General features: G+C 74.0%; 15 protein-coding genes. 7 read left to right on the top strand and 8 right to left on the bottom strand.

Annotation, left to right across the window (positions count from 1 at the left end; genetic code table 11):
• Positions 1 to 147 precede the first annotated feature (147 nt).
• From ABVB68_RS21060 to ABVB68_RS21040, 5 genes are all read left to right on the top strand, one after another.
• Complete coding sequence (locus ABVB68_RS21060) at positions 148 to 1,605, top strand: DEAD/DEAH box helicase (protein ID WP_353602637.1); 1,458 nt, start codon at positions 148 to 150, stop codon at positions 1,603 to 1,605.
• Positions 1,606 to 1,753: 148 nt separating this feature from the next.
• Positions 1,754 to 2,089, top strand: a complete 336-nt coding sequence (locus ABVB68_RS21055) for a CBS domain-containing protein (RefSeq protein WP_353602636.1) — start codon at positions 1,754 to 1,756, stop codon at positions 2,087 to 2,089.
• A 57-nt stretch (positions 2,090 to 2,146) separates the two neighbouring features.
• Positions 2,147 to 2,437, top strand: coding sequence for an SCO5918 family protein (locus tag ABVB68_RS21050; protein ID WP_353602635.1), 291 nt, complete (start codon positions 2,147 to 2,149; stop codon positions 2,435 to 2,437).
• Positions 2,438 to 2,547: 110 nt separating this feature from the next.
• Positions 2,548 to 2,805 carry a DUF8825 domain-containing protein gene (locus tag ABVB68_RS21045; RefSeq protein WP_353602634.1) on the top strand — a complete coding sequence of 86 codons (258 nt, stop codon included), beginning with the start codon at positions 2,548 to 2,550 and terminating at the stop codon, positions 2,803 to 2,805.
• Between the two features lie 312 nt (positions 2,806 to 3,117).
• A complete protein-coding gene (locus ABVB68_RS21040) occupies positions 3,118 to 5,172 on the top strand; it encodes an NAD(+) synthase (RefSeq protein ID WP_353602633.1) in 2,055 nt (684 codons plus the stop codon).
• 315 nt (positions 5,173 to 5,487) lie between these two features.
• Here the strand turns inward: ABVB68_RS21040 and ABVB68_RS21035 are convergent, their stop codons facing one another.
• From ABVB68_RS21035 to ABVB68_RS21025, 3 genes are all read right to left on the bottom strand, one after another.
• The gene (locus tag ABVB68_RS21035) at positions 5,488 to 6,777 is read right to left on the bottom strand and encodes a hypothetical protein (RefSeq protein WP_353602632.1); all 1,290 of its coding nucleotides are present in this window, start codon (positions 6,775 to 6,777) and stop codon (positions 5,488 to 5,490) included.
• Positions 6,778 to 6,869: 92 nt separating this feature from the next.
• Positions 6,870 to 7,583: a TIGR03943 family putative permease subunit gene (locus ABVB68_RS21030; protein WP_353602631.1), complete on the bottom strand. Its 714-nt coding sequence runs from the start codon at positions 7,581 to 7,583 to the stop codon at positions 6,870 to 6,872.
• The gene (locus ABVB68_RS21025) at positions 7,580 to 8,611 is read right to left on the bottom strand and encodes a permease (protein ID WP_353602630.1); all 1,032 of its coding nucleotides are present in this window, start codon (positions 8,609 to 8,611) and stop codon (positions 7,580 to 7,582) included. The genes ABVB68_RS21030 and ABVB68_RS21025 overlap by 4 nt, the downstream gene beginning before the upstream one ends.
• Before the next feature lie 158 nt (positions 8,612 to 8,769).
• Between ABVB68_RS21025 and ABVB68_RS21020 the strand changes: the two genes are divergently transcribed.
• Positions 8,770 to 10,587, top strand: a complete 1,818-nt coding sequence (locus ABVB68_RS21020) for an NAD-binding protein (protein WP_353602672.1) — start codon at positions 8,770 to 8,772, stop codon at positions 10,585 to 10,587.
• 245 nt (positions 10,588 to 10,832) lie between these two features.
• On the opposite strand, the gene ABVB68_RS21015 is transcribed toward ABVB68_RS21020, so the two are convergent.
• Entirely contained in the window at positions 10,833 to 12,638 is a 1,806-nt protein-coding gene (locus ABVB68_RS21015) for a S9 family peptidase (protein ID WP_353602629.1), read from the bottom strand.
• A 179-nt stretch (positions 12,639 to 12,817) separates the two neighbouring features.
• On the opposite strand from ABVB68_RS21015, the gene ABVB68_RS21010 reads away from it, so the two are divergent.
• On the top strand, positions 12,818 to 13,609 hold the full coding sequence (locus ABVB68_RS21010) for an SURF1 family protein (protein WP_353602628.1): 792 nt from the start codon (positions 12,818 to 12,820) through the stop codon (positions 13,607 to 13,609).
• Positions 13,610 to 13,762: 153 nt separating this feature from the next.
• Here the strand turns inward: ABVB68_RS21010 and ABVB68_RS21005 are convergent, their stop codons facing one another.
• From ABVB68_RS21005 to ABVB68_RS20990, 4 genes are all read right to left on the bottom strand, one after another.
• Positions 13,763 to 14,830 carry a hypothetical protein gene (locus tag ABVB68_RS21005; protein WP_353602627.1) on the bottom strand — a complete coding sequence of 356 codons (1,068 nt, stop codon included), beginning with the start codon at positions 14,828 to 14,830 and terminating at the stop codon, positions 13,763 to 13,765.
• A 128-nt stretch (positions 14,831 to 14,958) separates the two neighbouring features.
• On the bottom strand, positions 14,959 to 15,648 hold the full coding sequence (locus ABVB68_RS21000; RefSeq protein ID WP_503006208.1) for a SigE family RNA polymerase sigma factor: 690 nt from the start codon (positions 15,646 to 15,648) through the stop codon (positions 14,959 to 14,961).
• A gap of 362 nt (positions 15,649 to 16,010) precedes the next feature.
• Entirely contained in the window at positions 16,011 to 17,069 is a 1,059-nt protein-coding gene (locus tag ABVB68_RS20995; RefSeq protein ID WP_353602625.1) for an aspartate-semialdehyde dehydrogenase, read from the bottom strand.
• On the bottom strand, positions 17,069 to 18,340 hold the full coding sequence (locus tag ABVB68_RS20990; protein WP_353602624.1) for an aspartate kinase: 1,272 nt from the start codon (positions 18,338 to 18,340) through the stop codon (positions 17,069 to 17,071). The genes ABVB68_RS20995 and ABVB68_RS20990 overlap by 1 nt, the downstream gene beginning before the upstream one ends.
• Positions 18,341 to 18,519: the final 179 nt, after the last annotated feature.

Here is an 18,519-nt window from a genome sequence, read left to right as displayed (position 1 = left end):
TCACCCTTTTTTCATGCTTCCCTTGCCTGCGCTTCCGCACGGCCCAAGGGTTCGAATTTCCATTCGGCCAGTTCTTGTGAATCCTCGCGCGCTGCCGCGCGCCCGGGAGGAATTCCTCGATATGCGCCGCATCGAGGAAGGTTCCCCGTGAACCACACGCGCTCCGCCGCCCGCTCCGGCCGCTCCCGGACGCAGGAGACACGCCGCCGCAGTGCCGGCCCGGCCGCCGGCCGTACGAACAACCGGGGGGCCCGCCCCTCCTCCACGCGTCAGCAGGAGTTCGCCCTGCCGGCCACCCTCACCGAACCGCTGCCCGCGGTCGAGACGTTCGCCGAGCTGGACATGCCCGAACGGCTGCTGTCCGCGCTCACCGCCGAGGGCGTGGCCGTGCCCTTCCCGATCCAGGCGGCCACGCTGCCCAACGCCCTGGCCGGCCGGGACGTCCTGGGCCGCGGACGCACGGGCTCGGGCAAGACGCTCGCCTTCGGCCTGCCCGTACTGGCCCGGCTGGAGGGACAGCGGGCCCAGCCCCGGCAGCCGCTCGCACTCGTCCTCGTACCCACCCGGGAACTGGCCCAGCAGGTCACCGACGCGCTCACCCCGTACGCCCACGCCCTGCGGCTGCGGATCGCCACCGTGGTGGGCGGCATGTCGATCGGCCGCCAGGCCAGCGCCCTGCGCGGTGGTGCCGAGGTCGTCGTCGCGACGCCCGGCCGCCTCAGGGACCTGATCGAGCGGGGCGACTGCCGGCTCGACCAGGTCGCCGTCGCCGTTCTGGACGAGGCCGACCAGATGGGCGACATGGGCTTCATGCCGCAGGTGACGGCGCTGCTCGACCAGGTGGCCACCGGCGGCCAGCGCCTGCTGTTCTCGGCGACCCTGGACCGCAACGTCGACCTCCTGGTGCGCCGTTACCTCCATGACCCCGTCGTGCACTCGGTGGACCCGTCCGCCGGAGCCGTCACCACCATGGAGCACCACCTGCTGCACGTGGACGACGCCGACAAGCACGCCACGGCCACCGAGATCGCCGCCCGCGACGGGCGCGTGATCATGTTCCTGGACACCAAGCACGCCGTGGACCGGCTGGCCAAGCACCTGCTGTCCGTCGGCGTGCGGGCCTCGGCCCTGCACGGCGGCAAGTCCCAGCCGCAGCGCACCCGGACGCTCGCCCAGTTCAAGGACGGCCACGTCACGGTCCTGATCGCGACGAACGTCGCCGCTCGCGGCATCCACGTCGACGATCTCGACCTGGTCGTCAACGTCGACCCGCCGGCCGACCCGAAGGACTACCTGCACCGCGGCGGCCGCACGGCCCGTGCCGGCGAGTCCGGCACCGTCGTCACCCTCGTGCTGCCGCACCAGCGTCGCGCGGTGGACCGCCTGATGGCCGACGCCGGGATCACCGCGCGCTCGGCGCGGGTCCGCCCGGGCGAGGCCGAGCTGAACCGCATCACCGGCGCCCGGACGCCCTCCGGCGTGCCCGTCACCGTCACCGTCCCCGCGCCGGCTCCCGAGCGGCGCGAGCGGCCGGCGGCCGGCGGCCGGGGCCGGGGCGGACGGGGTGGCAGCCGCGGCCGCCGCTCCGGCAGGACCAGCCGATAACCGCGGCACGGGCTTCACTCGCAGCGGTCGAGGCCGCTCACCCTCCGTCCCGCCCCGCCGACGAAGAGAGAAGCCGTTGACGCCGCTTTCGCAGCGAGCCCGGCCGGCCGGCCACACCGCCGGCACCGGGCTGACCGCCCGTGACGCCATGAACGCTCCCGGACCGCAGGTCGACGACCACATGACGGTCGACGTGGCCATGTCCGTCCTCATCGGCGCCCGCGTCCCGCATCTGCTCGTGCAGGACGACGACGGCCGGTGCACGGGGCTGGTCACCCGGTCGCAGCTCGCCGCGCACCGCGGCGGTTCCTGGTACACCGACCGGACCCGGCTGCGCGACATCCCGCTCGACCGGGGGCCGTTCACCCCGTCCGCGGCCGTACTCGGCGAGGCCGAGGCCGCCATGCGCCTGCGGACACTCCAGGTGTCCCCGGTCGTGGACGAGCAGGGCTACGCCCTGGGTGTCCTCGGCCTCCCCCGCTGACCCGTTCGACTCCGCCGTCCCGCCCCTCGCAATCCCCCCGCGTCCTGTGGAGGCATCATGCGCTGTGTCATCGCCCGGTTCCCCTTCGACCTGACCAAGAGCGAGGTCGAGCACCTGATGGAGGGCATCCCGCCCGAGCCCGCCACCGGCACGTGCGTGACCGTCGGCCGCCACGTCTACCCGGTCAAGCAGGTGGGGCAGGTGATCACCAGGCAGGACCGCCGCGACTTCACGGCACAGGAAGTACGCCGGGCACTGACCCGGCTCGGCTTCGCCTGCCACGACGCCCCCGTGGCCGCCGCCCCGGCCCAGGAGGTACGGGCCGAGGACGGCCCCTGGGGCTGGTGAACCCGCCGGTCCGGCAACGGCCAGGGGCCCGATCCGCGGTGCGGACGGGCCCCTGGCCGTTTCCGGAGTCCCCCTCGCACGAGAAATCGAACACATGATTGAATTCGGTCATGCGACGGACTCCCGAGGATCTCGCCCACGCGCTGGAGGAGTGGCACGCCACCTACCGGCAGCTCGCCGGCCACCAGCGCACCGTGCTGCGCCGGAGACTCGTCCGGCTGTCCTCGCAGGTGTTGTTCCACCCGTACTGGCAGGGCAGGCAGTCGGCGGCTCGCGCGGCCCTGTTCGCGCCCCGGCCGGACTGCCGGGTGGCGCCGGGTGAGGTCCCGCTGCGACAGCCCGCGACGGGCTCGCGTCACACCGGATGAGGTCCCGCTGCGCCAGTCCGTGGCGGGCTCGCGTCACACTGGATGAGGTCCCGCTGCGCCAGCCCGCGACGGGCTCGCGTCACACCGGATGAGGTCCCGCTGCGCCGGCCCGCGACGGGCTCGGAGGTACACCGGCCCCGGCCGCCCCACGGCCCGGCGGGCCCCTGACGGACACCGGCGCCCCGGAGAGGCCGGCGGCCCGGCCGGGGGCCGCCCGGGCCGGGGATCTAGGCTTCTTCCGGTAGGGCATTCGTCGTCTCCGTGCGGTGTGTGGAGGCGGGCAGCCATGGTGGAGTCACGAGGGACGTCGCGTTGAACTTCTGGTCGATCTATCAGCACGGCTTCGCACGCGTCGCCGCGTGCACGGGTCACACCGTCATCGCCGACCCGCAGGCCAACGCCGAGACGGTGCTGCGGCACGCGCGCCGGTGCGCGGCGGAGGGCGTCGCCGTCGCCGTCTTCCCGGAGCTGGGCCTGTCCGGCTACGCCATCGACGACCTGCTGCTGCAGGACGCGTTGCTCGACGACGTCGAGGTGGCGCTCGCCGACGTGCTGGCCGGCTCCGCCGACCTGCTGCCGGTCCTGGTCGTCGGCGCACCGCTGCGCCACCGCGGGCGGATCTACAACTGCGCGGTGCTGGTGCACCGCGGCCGTGTCCTGGGCGTCGTGCCCAAGTCGTACCCGCCGAACTACCGCGAGTTCTACGAGCGCCGGCAGATCGCCGGCGGCGACGACGAACGGGGCGGGACGATCCGGATCGGCGGGGCGACCGTGCCGTTCGGCGTGGACCTGCTGTTCGAGGCGACGGACGTGCCGGGGCTCACGCTGCACGCCGAGGTCTGCGAGGACATGTGGGTGCCGGTGCCGCCGAGCGCCGAGGCGGCCCTGGCCGGCGCGACCGTCCTGGTCAACCTCTCGGGCAGCCCGATCACGGTCGGCCGTGCCGAGGACCGCAAGCTGCTGTGCCGCTCGGCGTCCTCGCGCTGTCTCGCCGCGTACGTCTACGCGGCGGCCGGTCTCGGCGAGTCGACGACCGACCTGTCCTGGGACGGCCAGACCATGATCTACGAGAACGGGGCGCTGCTCGCCGAGTCCGACCGCTTCCCGCTCGACGACCAGTACGCGGTGGCCGACGTGGACCTGGACCTGCTGCGCCAGGAGCGGCAGCGGATGGGCACGTTCGGGGACAACCGCCGGACCCACGCCGCGCGCACCGACGACTTCCGCACCGTGCGGTTCGAACTCGAGCCGCCCGCCGCCGACCTGGGGCTGCGCCGCCGGGTCGAGCGCTTCCCGTTCGTGCCCGCCGACCCCGACCGGCTCGCCCTGGACTGCTACGAGGCCTACAACATCCAGGTCGCCGGACTGCAGCAGCGGCTGGCGGCGATCGGCGGCCCGAAGGTGGTCATCGGGGTCTCCGGCGGCCTGGACTCCACGCACGCGCTGATCGTCGCCGCCCGCGCGATGGACCGCGCCGGCCGGCCGCGCAGCGACATCCTGGCCTTCACCCTGCCGGGCTTCGCCACCAGCGACCACACCAAGGACAACGCCCACCGGCTGATGCGGGCGCTCGGCGTCACCGCGGCCGAGCTGGACATCACGCCGACGGCACGGCTGATGCTCCAGGAGATGGGCCACCCGTTCGCCTCCGGCGAGCCGGTCTACGACGTCACCTTCGAGAACGTGCAGGCCGGTCTGCGCACCGACTACCTGTTCCGGCTGGCCAACCAGCGCGGCGGCATCGTGCTCGGCACCGGCGACCTGTCGGAACTGGCGCTCGGCTGGTCGACGTACGGCGTCGGCGACCAGATGAGCCACTACAACGTCAACTCCGGCGTGCCGAAGACGCTGATGCAGCACCTGATCCGCTGGGTCATCGGCAGCGGCCAGTTCGACGCGGAGACCGGCGAGATCCTGGCCGCGATCCTGGACACGGAGATCAGCCCGGAGCTGGTGCCGGGTGAGGAGATGCAGTCGACCGAGTCCAGGATCGGGCCGTACGCGCTGCACGACTTCACCCTCTTCCACATCCTGCGCTACGGCTTCCGGCCCTCGAAGGTCGCCTTCCTGGCCTGGCACGCCTGGCACGACCCGGACGCCGGGGCCTGGCCGCCCGGTTTTCCGGAGGCGAAGCGGGGGTCGTACGACCTGGCGGAGATCCGGCACTGGCTGGAGGTCTTCTGCCGCCGCTTCTTCGCGTTCGCGCAGTTCAAGCGGTCGGCCATGCCGAACGGGCCGAAGGTCTCGGCCGGCGGTTCGCTGTCGCCGCGCAGCGACTGGCGGGCCCCGTCCGACGGCAACGCGCACGTCTGGCTGCGCGACCTCGCGCGGATCGACTCCGCCTCCGACGACGGCACGAACGCCTGACACCGGCCGCGTCACCGACCTGCCCGGACGGCACAACTGGCGGCCTGACGCCAGCCGCTCCCCCGGGCACGTCCGCACGAACGCCTGACACCGGCCGCGTCACCGACCTGCCCGGACGGCACAGCTGGCGCCTGACGCCAGCCGCTCCCCCGGGCACGTCCGCACGAACGCCTGACACCGGCCGCAGTCACCGACCTGCCCGGACGGCACAGCTGGCGCCTGACACCGGCCGCTCCCCCGGACACGTCCGCACGAACGCCTGACACCGACCGCTCCCCGGGCACGTCCGCACGAACGCCTGACGCCCGCCCCTGGTCACGTCCGCGCGGGCACCAGCGCACGGAGGAGGCGCGCGAGGTCGTCGGGGGCGGCCGCGAGGCGTACCGGGGTGCCGGCGTCGTCGAGTTCGGCGATGTGCCAGCCGCGCGGGACGGTGTCGCCGTCGGCGCCCCGCACGCGCCGCACCGTCTTCACGGTGAGCCGTTCCACCGGGATGCGCCGGGCCGCGAACCGGCCCGGCCCGGGGTGCGGTGTCACCGCGGGGCCGCCCTCCCCGAGGACGATGTGGGTGCCGAAGCCGTGCGGGTTGTACGCGGTGTCCTCCAGGAAACGGGCGGGCACGAACACCTCGCCGTCGGACGGCGGCCGGGGTGCCGCCGGGTGAACCGGGGTGCGGAGGCCGGGGGCGCGGATGCGGGTGGCCCGCCAGGCCCCGGCGAACAGGCCCAGGGTGACCAGCGAGCCCACGGACAGCCAGGTGACGGAGTACCCGGAGCCGAACAGCGTCGTGGGGTGGCGGTAGCACAGCGGCAGCAGCCACGCACCGGTGCCGGCCAGTGCGCCCGCGTACGGCAGGGCCGACGGCAGGACCTCGTCGTCGGGCCGCCGGCGCCCGCGCAGCCGCAGCAGGACCTGTGCTCCGGGGAAACCCGCGGCCAGGGCCAGTCCGGCCGCGAGGACGGCCACGCTGCCGCCGGTGACGACGTGTTCGTGCCAGACGTGGTGCGCCCCGGCGACCTTCATCACCTCACCGCGCCAGACGGTGAGTTCTACCGGGTCACCGGCCTCGAACGCCCTGGCGGCCTCGTACGACACCGCCAGCTCCGCGAGCGGCCGGCCGCCGCTGAAGTACAGCCGGCCGCGCTGCCTGGGCCCGTGCACCTCGGTGCGCTCGACGACGGCCGGAAGGGTCCGCAGGCAGTCGTCGGACCCGCTCGCGGGTGCTCCGGCCGGGCAGGGGACCGCCGCCCGCCACGCCCGCTCGTCCTTCGTGGCGTCCGCCACGCAGGACGCCACCAGCGCCGCCGCCGCGAGCAGCAACAGCAGCAGCACGCCGGCGCCCAGCGGGACCGCCCGGTCGCGGCGGCCCCGCAGGGTCCGGTGGCGCGTGCCGGCCGCTTTCCGGGGCGCCGGCCCGGTGACCCGGTACAGCGCCCAGGCGCCCGCCACCGCCAGGAGCAGACCGGCGATCACCCATCCGTCCACCGCGCGGCCCGTGCGCCAGATCCGCGCCCCGGCCGACAGCGCCCCGGCCGCCCCGGTCCCGACGAGGCACCACAGCACGCGCGTCCGGCGGGGACGGCGGACGACCTCCGAGGTGTTCATGCGCGTGATTGTGCGCCGAGCGGGTCCGTGGTTCTTGTGGGGTGCCCGGCAGACTGGACGGGCCCCCGGCTGCCGGGCCCCGACATCCGTGCTCAGTTGTTCCAGGTCTCGTCGTAGGGGTCGTGCGGCATCGGGACCGGCTTCGCGGACGTGACCTCCAGGTACGGGATCGGGCCGTCGTTGACGGGGTCGCGGACCGTCCCGGGGCTGTAGGCGCCCGTCACCTCCAGCCAGGCGTCCGGGCGCAGCACCGGGGGCAGCGCACCGCGCAGCGCGATCTTCACCGGCTGCGCGTCCGCGGCACAGCAGTTGAGGGCCATACGGACGAGATAGGGCGCGCCCGAGTGGTCCATGGCGAGGAAACCGGTGACGCGGACCGGCCGGCCGTGCAGGGAGCGGCCGTGGTCGTAGGCGGCGCGGGAGGCGTAATCGACCACGGAGAGCCGGACCGGGTCGCCGGCGGGCAACGCGCCGTAGGCGTACGGCTTCTGCAGCGCCGTACCGGAGCGCAGGGCGCTGTAGGAGCCGAGGGCCGGCGGGGCTATCAGGATGAGCGCGAGGAGCGGCAGCAGCAGGAGCCAGGAGATCCGTGGTTCGGGGTGTGCGTGCCCGGTGCGGGCGGGCCTGCCGGACCTGCGCGCATACCAGGCCGTGGCCAGCGCCGCCACGATCAGCACCGCGCCCGAGGCCAGCAGCAGCGGGCGCAGTCCCGCTTTGACGTAGCGCAGGTAGAGGTCGGTGGTGCCGGCGTGCAGCAGGGCGGCGCCGAGCAGGAACAGCACGGCGGCCTGGGCCTGGCGGTTCACAGCAGCACCGCCCCGGTCACGACGGCGCCCGCGACGGCCAGTGCGAACGTGGCGGGGGCGAAGCGGAGTGCGAAGGCGCGGCCGAAGGTGCCGGCCTGCATCGCGAAGAGCTTCAGGTCGATCATGGGGCCCACCACCAGGAACACCAGCTTGGCCGTCGGGGAGAACTGGGTGAGGGAGGCCGCGACGAACGCGTCCGCCTCCGAGCAGATGGACAGGAGCACGGCCAGGACGGCCAGGGCGAGCACCGAGACCACCGGGTCGCCGGCCGCCGCGCGCAGCCAGTCCGCCGGGACGGCCGCCTTCAGGGTGGCCGCGGCCATCGCGCCGAGCACCAGGAACCCGCCGGCGTGCATGGTGTCGTGGCGGACCGAGTTCCAGAACGTCTCGCTCCTGGTGGCACCCTCGTGGTCGCCGTGGGCCCGCGGGCGCAGCCAGTCCGTGCGGCCGAGCCGCTGCCACAGCCAGCCCATCGCGCACGCCACCAGCAGGCCGGCGACGAGCCGGGCCAGGACCATCTCGGGGTTCCGGGGGAAGGCGACGGCGGTGGCGGTCAGCACGATCGGGTTGATCGCGGGCGCGGAGAGCAGGAAGGCGAGGGCGGCGGCGGGGGTCACCCCCCGGCGCACCAGGGCGCCCGCCACCGGCACCGACGCGCACTCGCAGCCCGGCAGCAGCGCCCCCGCCATCCCGGCCACGGGCACGGCCAGGGCCGGGCGGCGCGGGAGGGCGCGCGCGAAGAAGGACGGCGGCACGAACACGGCGATCGCCGCCGAGAGCAGCACGCCGAACACCAGGAAGGGCAGCGCCTGCACGGTGACCGCCACGAACACCGTCATCCAGCTCTGCATCGCCGGGGCGGCGAGCGCTCCGCGGATCGGGGACTGGGCGAGGACCGCCAGGATCAGCGTCGTGGTCAGCACCAGCGGGGAGCTGAGCCGCCGGCCCCCGCTCCCCGGCCGTTCGCCGGCGGGGCGCGCCGCGTCCGGCGCCGCGGCACCGGGCGGGGCGTCTTCGGTGATGGCCACGGATGGATCCCTCCCGCTGATGCGCTGCCTCCCCCTCAGTACGCGGTCCCCGGCACCGGTGTTCACCCCGTCGCCGGAACCGGCCTTCCGTTGGGGCAGTCTTTCCCCTCGTGGCGAGCGTTCCGTATCAAGGGGGTCCCGGGACCCGGCCGGCGCACATGGTGGTGTGCGGTGACGACGGACTCGCGCACCGGCTGGCCGCCGAGTTGCGCGGGGTCTACGGCGAGCGGGTCACCCTCGTGATGCCGCCGAGCCGACGCACGGCCGGACCGCCCGTGGTGGGACGGGCCAGGGCCGCTTCGGCGGCGTTGTTCGACCGGGTGGTCAACGCCGCGGTCGGATCCGTGGGCCGCGCCGCCGGCACCGGGCCCGGCGCCGGTGCGGGCGGCACGCCGGGTCACCCGGACGACACGGGGGTGCTGGCCGCGGGCGAGCTGACCGAGGCGGTGCTCGCCGAGGCCGGAGTGGACCGGGCCGCGGCGCTGGCCCTCGTGTACGACGACGACGAGACGAACATCCGCGCCGCGCTGATCGCCCGCCGGCTCAACCCCCGGCTGCGGCTCGTGCTGCGGCTCTACAACCGGCGGCTGGGCCAGCACATCGAGGAACTCCTCGACCAGGTCACCGCGTTGGCCGGCGGGGACGCCGAGGGCTCGGACGCCTCCACCACCGTGCTGTCGGACGCCGACACCGCCGCGCCCGCGCTGGCCGCCTCCGCCGTCACCGGGACCAGCAGGGTCGTCCAGACCGAGGGGCTGCTGCTGCGGGCCGTGGAGCGCCCTTGTGCCGGGGACGGGCAGGCCGGCCTGTGCACCCTCGCGCTGCTCTCCGCGCCCGCCGACCCCGCGGACGGCGGCCCCGAGGGCAACGGGGAGCAGGAACCGCGGCTGCTCCCGGACGACGAGGAGGTACGGCGGTACGGCGGGCGCCCGGCCTTGGTGCTGGAACAGGTGTCCGCCGCGGGTGCGGAGCCGGCCGCCCCCGAGCGCCGGGTGCGGGGCGTCCCGCCGCTCGCCTCGCTGTTCTCCCGGCGGCTGCGCTGGTCGCTGGCGGGGATCGTGGGGTGCGTGGTCGCGCTCGCCGTCGCCCTGTGGGTGGTCACCGGCATCCATCCGCTGCGGGCCTTCTACCTGACCCTGCTGGACATGTTCGCGATCGACGACCCGGCGCTCGGGCAGTCCCTCGGCCGGCAGCTCCTGCAGCTGCTGTCCGGGCTGGTCGGACTGCTGCTGCTGCCGGTCCTGCTGGCGGCCGTCCTCGAGGCGCTGGGCACCTTCCGCACCGCTTCCGCGCTGCGCAGACCGCCGCGCGGACTCGGCGGCCACGTGGTGCTGCTCGGGCTCGGGAAGATCGGTACCCGGGTCCTGACCAGGCTGCGGGAACTGGGCGTCCCCGTGGTGTGCGTGGAGTCCGACCCGGACGCGCGGGGCCTGGCGACCGCGCGCCGGCTGCGGGTGCCGGTGGTCCTCGGGGACGTCACCCAGGAGGGCGTGCTGGAGGCCGCGGTGATCCACCGGGCGCACGCGCTGCTCTCGGTGACCAGCTCCGACACCACCAACCTGGAGGCCGCGCTGTACGCCCGGACCGTGCGCCCCGATCTGCGTGTGGTGCTGCGGCTGTACGACGACGACTTCGCCACCGCCGTGTACCGGACGCTGCGGGCCGCGTACCCGCAGGCGCGGACCCGGAGCCGCAGCGTGACGTACCTGGCCGCGCCCTCGTTCGCCGGGGCGATGCTGGGGCGGCAGGTGATGGGGGCGATTCCCGTGGAGCGCAGGGTGCTGCTCATCGCCGCCGTGGACGTGGACGGGCATCCGCAGCTGGAGGGCCGGACCGTACGGGAGGCGTTCAGGGCCGGGTCCTGGCGGGTGCTGGCGCTCGAGGGGCGCACCGACACGGCTCCCGGGCACGTGCTGTCGAAGGGGGACCGGGTCGTCGTCGCCGCCACCCGCCGGGGCCTCGCCGAACTGCGGTGAGCGCCGGGGGGCTGGCCCACCCGGGGAGGTGTCCCCCCCCCGGCGGCCTGACCTGCCCGGGAAGGTGTCCCCCCGGGGGCTGGCCCACCCGGGGGCTGGCCCACCCGGGGGGCTGGCCCACCCGGGAAGGTGTCCCCCCGGCGGCCTGCTCCACCCCGGGAAGGTGTCCCCCCGGCGGCCTGACCCACCCCGGGGAGGCGCCCCCCCGGGGGGGCCGGCCCACCCGGGGAGGTGTCCCCGGTGTCCTAGGCGGGCAGATGCCGCGCGGCGAACTCCAGCTCCAGTCTGACCTGCTTGATCCGCTCGTCCACCACCAGGGAGCCGTGCCCGGCGTCGTAGCGGTACACCTCGTGGGGTGCGCCCCGCGTCTCCAGGCGCTTGACGTAGTTCTCGATCTGGCGGATCGGGCAGCGGGGGTCGTTGACGCCCGCCGAGATGTGGACCGGGGCCTTCACCTGGTCGACGTAGGTGAGCGGGGAGGACGCCTCGAAGCGCTCGGGGACCTCTTCCGGGGTGCCGCCGAGCAGGGTCCGGTCCATGGCCTTCAGGGCCTCCATCTCGTCGTGGTACGCCGTGACGTAGTCCGCGACCGGCACCACCGCGATGCCCACCGACCAGGCCTCCGGCTGGGTGCCCAGGCCGAGCAGCGTGAGGTAGCCGCCCCAGGACGCGCCGGTGAGGATCAGGCGCTCGGGGTCGGCGAGGCCGGTGGAGACCGCCCACTGCCGCACCGCGGCCACGTCCTCCAGCTCGATCAGGCCGATCCGGTGCTTGAGGGCGTCCGTCCAGGCACGGCCGTACCCGGTGGAACCGCGGTAGTTGATGCGGATCACCGCGTAGCCGTGGTCGACCCAGGCGGCCGGGCCGGCGGCGAAGGAGTCGGAGTCGTGCCAGGTCGGTCCGCCGTGCAGGTCGAAGACCGTGGGCAGCGGGCCGGTGGCACCGGCGGGCCGCTGGACCAGGGCGTGGATACGGCCGCCCGGCCCGTCCACCCACACGTCCCGCACCGGCACCGACGGCGGGCACGCCATGCCGGGCGGGTCCAGGACGACGCCACCGGACGTCGAACGCACCGCCGGGGGCTCGGCGGCCGACGACCACAGGTACTCCACGCTGCCGTCGGGGCGGGCCGTCGCGCCGGAGACCGTGCCGGGCGGGGTGGGGATGCGGGTCAGCTCGCGGGCCGCCAGGTCGTAGCGGAACAGCTCGCTGCGGGCCTCGAAGCCGTGCTCGACGAGGAGGGCGGAGCCGTCCGGGTACCACTCGGCGCTGACATCGCCGGGCAGGTCCAGGGCCAGGTCCGTCTGGGTGCCCGTCGCCACGTCCCACACCAGCGGCTCCCAGCGGCCACGGCGCTGATGGCCGATGAGCAGGCGGGTGTCGCCCTCGACGGGGGCGAAGCCCAGCACTTCCAGGCCCAGGTCCCGGGTGCCGCCCTCGGTGTCGTCCAGCTCGGCGACCGCCGAGCCGTCCGGGCGCAGCACGCGCAGCGCCGCGTGCATGGCGTCGCCGTGCTCGGTGTGCTCGACGGCGATCAGGGAGCCGTCGTGGGAGAGGCCGCCGACGCCCGCCGACTCACGGTGCCGGTAGATCTCCACCGGGTCCTCGCCCTCGCGCGCGAGGTGGATGGTCGTGCCCTCGTCGTCCGTGGAGCGGCCGACGACCGCCGTACGCCCGTCCCGGGCCAGGGCCAGACCGGCCGGGTAGGAGGGCTCGAGGCCGGGCACCGCGGGCTCGTTCTCCCCGCCGGTGAAGGGCTGGCGGCGCCAGACGCCGAACTCGTCGCCGTCCTTGTCGTCGAACCACCAGATCCAGGTGCCGTCCGGGGAGAGCACGCCGTCCGTCGTGCCGTTCGGCCGGTCCGTCACCTGCCGCTGCGCGCCCGTGGCACGGTCCCAGGCATACAGCTCGTACGTGCCCGTCGCGTTGGACACGAACAGGGAGCGGTCCGGTGCGTCCTCCGCCCAGTCGGGCAGCGACACGCGCGGCGCCCGGAAGCGCTTCTCCCAGTCCGGCATGTCCGGTGTGTCCTGCGTCCTGCTCTCACTCATGGCCCCAGTCATGCGCCCATACTGCCTGGCCGCGCCGACAATTGGGGGCCAGGTGTGCGCAGCCTGTGGACAACTTTCCGATCATGGGCTCCGGCACGCCCTCCGCCCCACCGCGCAGGGCGGCCGGGAGCCGACCCCCGGGCCGGGGTCCACGCCCCGGGCGCCGTACCGTGGAGGGCGTGTATCGGTTCCTGCTGACATCCCGCTGGTGGGGCATCAACGTCTTCGTGCTGCTCGCCATCCCGTTCTGCGTCTTCATGGGGTCCTGGCAGCTGAGCCGGTTCGAGGGGCGGGTGCAGGACCATCGCGCCGCGACCGAGCAGGCCGTGTCCGGCCGGCACGAGGCCGCGCGGCCACTGGACGGGATGCTGCCGGTCGACAAGGGCACCTCGGGCCGGCGGGTCACCGCGAGCGGCCGGTACGGCGAGCAGCTGCTGGTTCCCGGCCGGGAACTGGACGGCAGACGCGGCTTCTACGTGCTCACCCTGCTGCGCACCGACTCCGGCAGGGCCCTGCCCGTGGTCCGGGGCTGGCTGCCCGGCCCGGCGGACACGGCCAGGGCCCCCGCCCCGCCCACCGGCCGGGTCACCGTCACCGGCGCGCTGCAGGCGTCCGAGACGCCGGGGGACAACGGCGTCGGCGCGCAGAGCGGGCTCCCGGCCGGGCAGACGCCGGCGATCAGCTCGGCGTCGCTGGTGAACCTGGTGCCGTACAAGCTGTACGACGCCTGGGTGACCCTGGACGAGGCGGACGCGGGGATGAAGGCGGTGCCCGCGACCGCGCCGAGCGGTACGGGGCTGGACCTGAAGGCGTTCCAGAACCTCGGCTACACCGGGGAGTGGTTCGTCTTCGCCGGGTTCGTGGTGTTCATGTGGTTCCGGTTGCTGCGACGGGAGATCGAGTTCCAGCGGGACGCCGCGCTGGGCCTGGTCCCGGACGAGGCGGAACGGGCACCGGCCGTCAGCGGCTGACCGACCCGCGCGGGACTGGTCGCAGGGTTCGCCACGTCCCCGGGCCGCGCCGTCGAAACCCCCCGCGGTGCACGCCCCTGAAGGGGCGGGGGGAACTGCGCGGGAAGCCGCGGCGATCCCTCGGCCGGGGCACGGCCCCGCACCGGCGGAACGTCAGGCGCCGGGCAGCACTCCCGTGTAGTACACCGTCCCCGCGCACGCCTTCGGCACCACCGTGGACGCCGTCGGTGACCCGGGCTGGGCCGTGTGCGTGACGACGAGGCTGCCGTCCGCCGTGCCGTCCTCGGTGACCAGCTGGGTGGTCGTGCCGGAGGACCCGCTGCCGGGGTCGGAGCCGCCCACGGCTCCGGGCGTGCCGCTGGGCGTGGGGTCGGGGGTGGGGTCGCCGGGGTTCGTGCCGCCGGTGCCGGCGCCGGTGGTGGGGCAGGTCTCCGAGGGGACGAAGGCGAACTTCTCCTCGTAGGCCCCGCCCGGCTGCAGGACCAGCGCCGGGACCTCCAGGGAGGGATCGGGCAGGCTGGTCGCCGCGTCCCCGGCCACGTGCGCGGTCCGGGTGATCTTGGCCTGGTCGGCGGCGCCCTGCGCCGTGACGCCGATGGTGCCGGCGCCGCCGACGGTACAGGCGGCGGACGAGGTGTTGACGACCCGGAAGGTGCCGTAGACGATGTTCGCCGAGTCGGGGGCGTCGGCCGTACCGGTGGCGGAACCGAGCTGGTCGGACGTGCACAGCGGGGTGCCCGTGGCGAGGGTCGCGGCGGGGTCGGCGCCGCCGGTGGTGCCGCCGTTGCCGCCGTCGCTGCTGCCCTTCTCGCCGGGCTCGCCGGTCGCCTTGCCGGGCCGGGCGCTCGCGCTGCCCGCGTCGTGCCGGCCGGCCGCGGGACCGCCACGGTCCTCGCCCTGACCCGTGCCGCCCTGCACCTGGGAGGACTGGCCGGCCATGGCGGTGTCGGGATCGGAGCCGCCGGCGCCGGACACGTGCACGAGGGCGGGGATCGCGGTGCCGATGAACAGGGCCGCGGCGGCCATGCCGACGACGGCCTGCCGCTTGCGGGCCCGCCGGGCGGGGACGGCCCGGCGCAGATGGTCCAGGGTGCCGGTGCGCGGCTCCAGGTCGTCGACCGCGGCGTGCAGCAGCCGCCGCAGATCCGGCTCGTCCGGGTCGAACCCGTCGCGATCAGGGCCGGGCCACTCGGGGCCCGGTACGTCGGGGCCGTGGTTCACAGTTCCGTTCCCAGCATGCGATTGCCTGTGCTCTTGCTCGTGCCGCTGCGCCGGTGCGTTCCGGGCGCGGCCCTCGTGACGTCCGTCGGCGTGCCGCGCATCGGGACCGTCCCTTTCGGCGCGCCCGCTCATGCCGATGCCGCCATGGCCACCCGCAGGGCGGCGATGCCCCGGGAGCCGTACGCCTTCACCGAACCCAGGGAGATGCCGAGGGACTCGGCGACCTGGGCCTCGGTCATGTCCGCGAAGTAGCGCAGCACGAGGACCTCGCGCTGGCGGCGCTGGAGTCCCTTCATCGCCTGGATGAGGTCGCGCCGCTCCAGCTGGTCGTAGGCGCCCTCCTCCGCGCTCGCCATGTCCGGCATCGGCTTGGAGAGCAGCTTCAGGCCGAGTATGCGGCGGCGCAGCGTGGACCGGGAGAGGTTGACGACGGTCTGCCGGAGGTAGGCGAGCGTCTTCTCGGGGTCGCGGACGCGCTTGCGGGCCGAGTGGACGCGGATGAAGGCCTCCTGGACGACGTCCTCGCAGGAGGCGGTGTCGTCGAGGAGGAGCGCGGCGAGGCCCAGCAGCGAGCGGTAGTGCGCCCGGTAGGTCTCGGTGAGATGGTCGACGGTCGTGCCGGCGACCGCGGCGGCCTCGGCCGCCTCGGCCGCCTCGGCCGCCTCGGCACCGTCACGCTGACTCGGTATGCGGGCGGGCCGCGCTGTGGGCATGGGCGCGATCACCGGCATGCCGCCGGACGTGCGGGGCCGGAGCGCCGCACGGGGCGACCGCAGGCCCGGGCCGCGGACCGCTGGGAGTTCGAGTACCTCTGCCACGCCAGTTGGACACGCTTCCCCCCGCCAGGGTTGTACGTGCCGGGCGTCACACGTGCGACAACCGACGGTGCATCAAGTGCCGTCATGCGCCCCGCTCTTCCGCTATATCCCATTTGAACGGGCGTCCCCACGCCCCGATCACGGCGTCCCCACGCCAGGATCATCACGTCCCCAGGTCCCCTGACGGTGACCGCAAAGACGCTCCCCGCCCTGCACGCGGTTGCGCAGGGCGGGGAGGAAATCCTCTGTCGCCGCACGGTCCCGGTTCAAGTGGTCCGGACCATGCTTCTGGACACATTCCTTACGCAGATCCTACGAAGAGATCCGCTCCCATCCGGCTTCTTTCCGGTGCCGGGGGCTCATCAGGAGAGTTCCGCCGCGACCAGCTCCGCGATCTGGGCGGTGTTCAGGGCCGCCCCCTTGCGCAAGTTGTCACCGCACACGAAGAGTTCGAGGGCGGTCGGGTCGTCCAGCGACCGCCGCACCCGGCCGACCCAGGTCGGGTCGGTGCCCACCACGTCGGCGGGAGTGGGGAACTCCCCGGCGTCCGGGTCGTCGTACAGCACCACGCCGGGCGCGGTGGCGAGGATCTCGCGGGCGCCGTCGACGCTCACCTCGCCCTGGAAGCGGGCGTGGACGGTCAGCGAGTGCGTGGTGACCACCGGCACCCGGACACAGGTCACGGCGATCGGCAGCGCCGGCAGCCCGAGGATCTTGCGGGACTCGTCCCGCACCTTCATCTCCTCCGACGACCAGCCGTCCTCCCTGAGCGACCCGGCCCACGGGACGACGTTCAGCACGACCGGCTCCGGGAACGGCCCGGTGTCGTCGCCGACGGCCCGCCGTACGTCACCGGGCTTGGTGCCCAGTTCGGTGCCGGCCACCAGCGACAGCTGGCTCCTGAGCGCGTCCACCCCGGCCCGCCCGGCCCCGCTGACCGCCTGGTACGACGACACCACCAGTTCGCGCAGCCCGAACTCGGCGTGCAGCGCGCCCAGGGCGACGATCATCGTCAGGGTCGTGCAGTTGGGGTTGGCGACGATCCCGCGCGGGCGGGTGCGGACCGCGTGCGGATTGACCTCGGGCACCACGAGCGGCACGTCGGGGTCCAGCCGGAAGGCGGCCGAGTTGTCGACGACGACCGCTCCGTGGGCGGCGGCGATCGGCGCCCAGGCGGCGGCGACCTCGTCGGGGACGTCGAACATCGCGACGTCGACCCCGGCGAAGGCCTCCTCCGTCAGCGCCACCACCTCGGCCTCGGTCCCGCGCACGGCCAGCTTGCGGCCGACCGAGCGCGGCGAGGCGATCAGACGGATCTCACCCCAGATGTCCGCGCGCTGGGACAGGATCTGGAGCATGACCGCGCCGACGGCCCCGGTCGCTCCCACGACCGCGAGCGTCGGCTTGCCGGTCGGTGCCATCAGCGGCCCGTGCCTCCGTAGACGACGGCCTCGTCGGTGTCGGAGTCGAGCCCGAAGGCGGTGTGCACGGCGCGCACGGCCTCCGCCACGTCGTCCTTGCGGGTCACGACGGAGATGCGGATCTCGGAGGTCGAGATCAGCTCGATGTTCACGCCCGCGTCGGACAGCGCCTCGAAGAAGGAGGCGGTGACGCCCGGGTTGGTCTTCATACCGGCGCCGACCAGGGAGATCTTTCCGATCTGGTCGTCGTAGCGCAGCGAGTCGAAGCCGATGCGGGGCCGGTTGCGCTCCAGCGCGTCGATGGCCTTGCGGCCCTCGGTCTTCGGCAGCGTGAAGGAGATGTCCGTCAGGCCCGTGGAGGCCGCGGACACGTTCTGCACGACCATGTCGAGGTTGATCTGGGCGTCCGCGATGGTCCGGAAGATCGCGGCGGCCTCGCCCGGCTTGTCCGGCACGCCGACGACCGTGATCTTGGCCTCGGAGGTGTCGTGCGCGACACCGGAGATGATGGCCTGCTCCACCTTCTGGTCCCCAATCGGCTCACTGCTGACCCACGTGCCCTGCAGTCCGCTGAAGCTGGACCGGACGTGGATCGGGATGTTGTAGCGGCGGGCGTACTCCACACAGCGGTGGAGCAGCACCTTGGAGCCGGAGGCCGCGAGCTCCAGCATGTCCTCGAAGGAGATCCAGTCGATCTTCTTCGCCTTCTTCACCACGCGCGGGTCGGCGGTGAACACGCCGTCGACGTCGGTGTAGATCTCGCAGACCTCGGCGTCGAGGGCGGCGGCGAGGGCCACGGCCGTCGTGTCGGACCCACCGCGCCCCAGCGTGGTGATGTCCTTCTTGTCCTGGCTGACGCCCTGGAACCCGGCGACGATCGCGATGTTGCCCTTGTCCAGCGACTCCCGGATCCGGCCCGGCGTGACGTCGATGATCCGGGCTTTGTTGTGGACCGAGTCGGTGATGACGCCTGCCTGGCTGCCGGTGAACGACTGCGCCTCGTGGCCCAGGTTTTTGATCGCCATCGCCAGTAGGGCCATGGAGATACGCTCTCCGGCGGTCAGCAGCATGTCGAACTCCCGCCCGGCAGGCATCGGAGACACCTGCTCGGCGAGATCGATCAGCTCGTCCGTCGTGTCGCCCATCGCGGAAACGACGACGACAACCTGGTTGCCGTTCTTCTTCGCTTCCACGATCCGCTTGGCGACGCGCTTGATGCCCTCGGCATCGGCTACGGAGGAGCCTCCGTACTTCTGCACGACAAGGCCCACGTGCGCTCCTCGCTCGGTTCGTTTGTGTCGGCTCAGTTTAACGAGCGTCCGAAATCCACCACCCTGCTCCCGCATGGTGAGACATCGGTCGGACCGTGTGCCGGGACCTCGGCCGCTCGAATTCGGAACCTGCCCACCGGGAGCCGGACCACGCGGAACGTGCCCCGGCTCACAGTGGC

This window comes from Streptomyces sp. NPDC096012 (genome assembly GCF_040426375.1).
In the GTDB taxonomy this organism is placed as follows: domain Bacteria; phylum Actinomycetota; class Actinomycetes; order Streptomycetales; family Streptomycetaceae; genus Streptomyces.
The sequence above is the reverse complement of the archived record's forward strand: the minus strand, read 5'-3'. Positions and strand labels throughout refer to the sequence as shown.

Coding starts and splice junctions, on each gene's coding strand:
- ABVB68_RS21055 (WP_353602636.1), top strand. CDS start 1,754: ATGAACGCTCCCGGACCGCAGGTCGACGACCACATGACGGTCGACGTG.
- ABVB68_RS20995 (WP_353602625.1), bottom strand. CDS start 17,069: ATGGCACCGACCGGCAAGCCGACGCTCGCGGTCGTGGGAGCGACCGGG.
- ABVB68_RS21035 (WP_353602632.1), bottom strand. CDS start 6,777: ATGAACACCTCGGAGGTCGTCCGCCGTCCCCGCCGGACGCGCGTGCTG.
- ABVB68_RS21045 (WP_353602634.1), top strand. CDS start 2,548: ATGCGACGGACTCCCGAGGATCTCGCCCACGCGCTGGAGGAGTGGCAC.
- ABVB68_RS21015 (WP_353602629.1), bottom strand. CDS start 12,638: ATGAGTGAGAGCAGGACGCAGGACACACCGGACATGCCGGACTGGGAG.
- ABVB68_RS21020 (WP_353602672.1), top strand. CDS start 8,770: ATGGTGGTGTGCGGTGACGACGGACTCGCGCACCGGCTGGCCGCCGAG.
- ABVB68_RS21050 (WP_353602635.1), top strand. CDS start 2,147: ATGCGCTGTGTCATCGCCCGGTTCCCCTTCGACCTGACCAAGAGCGAG.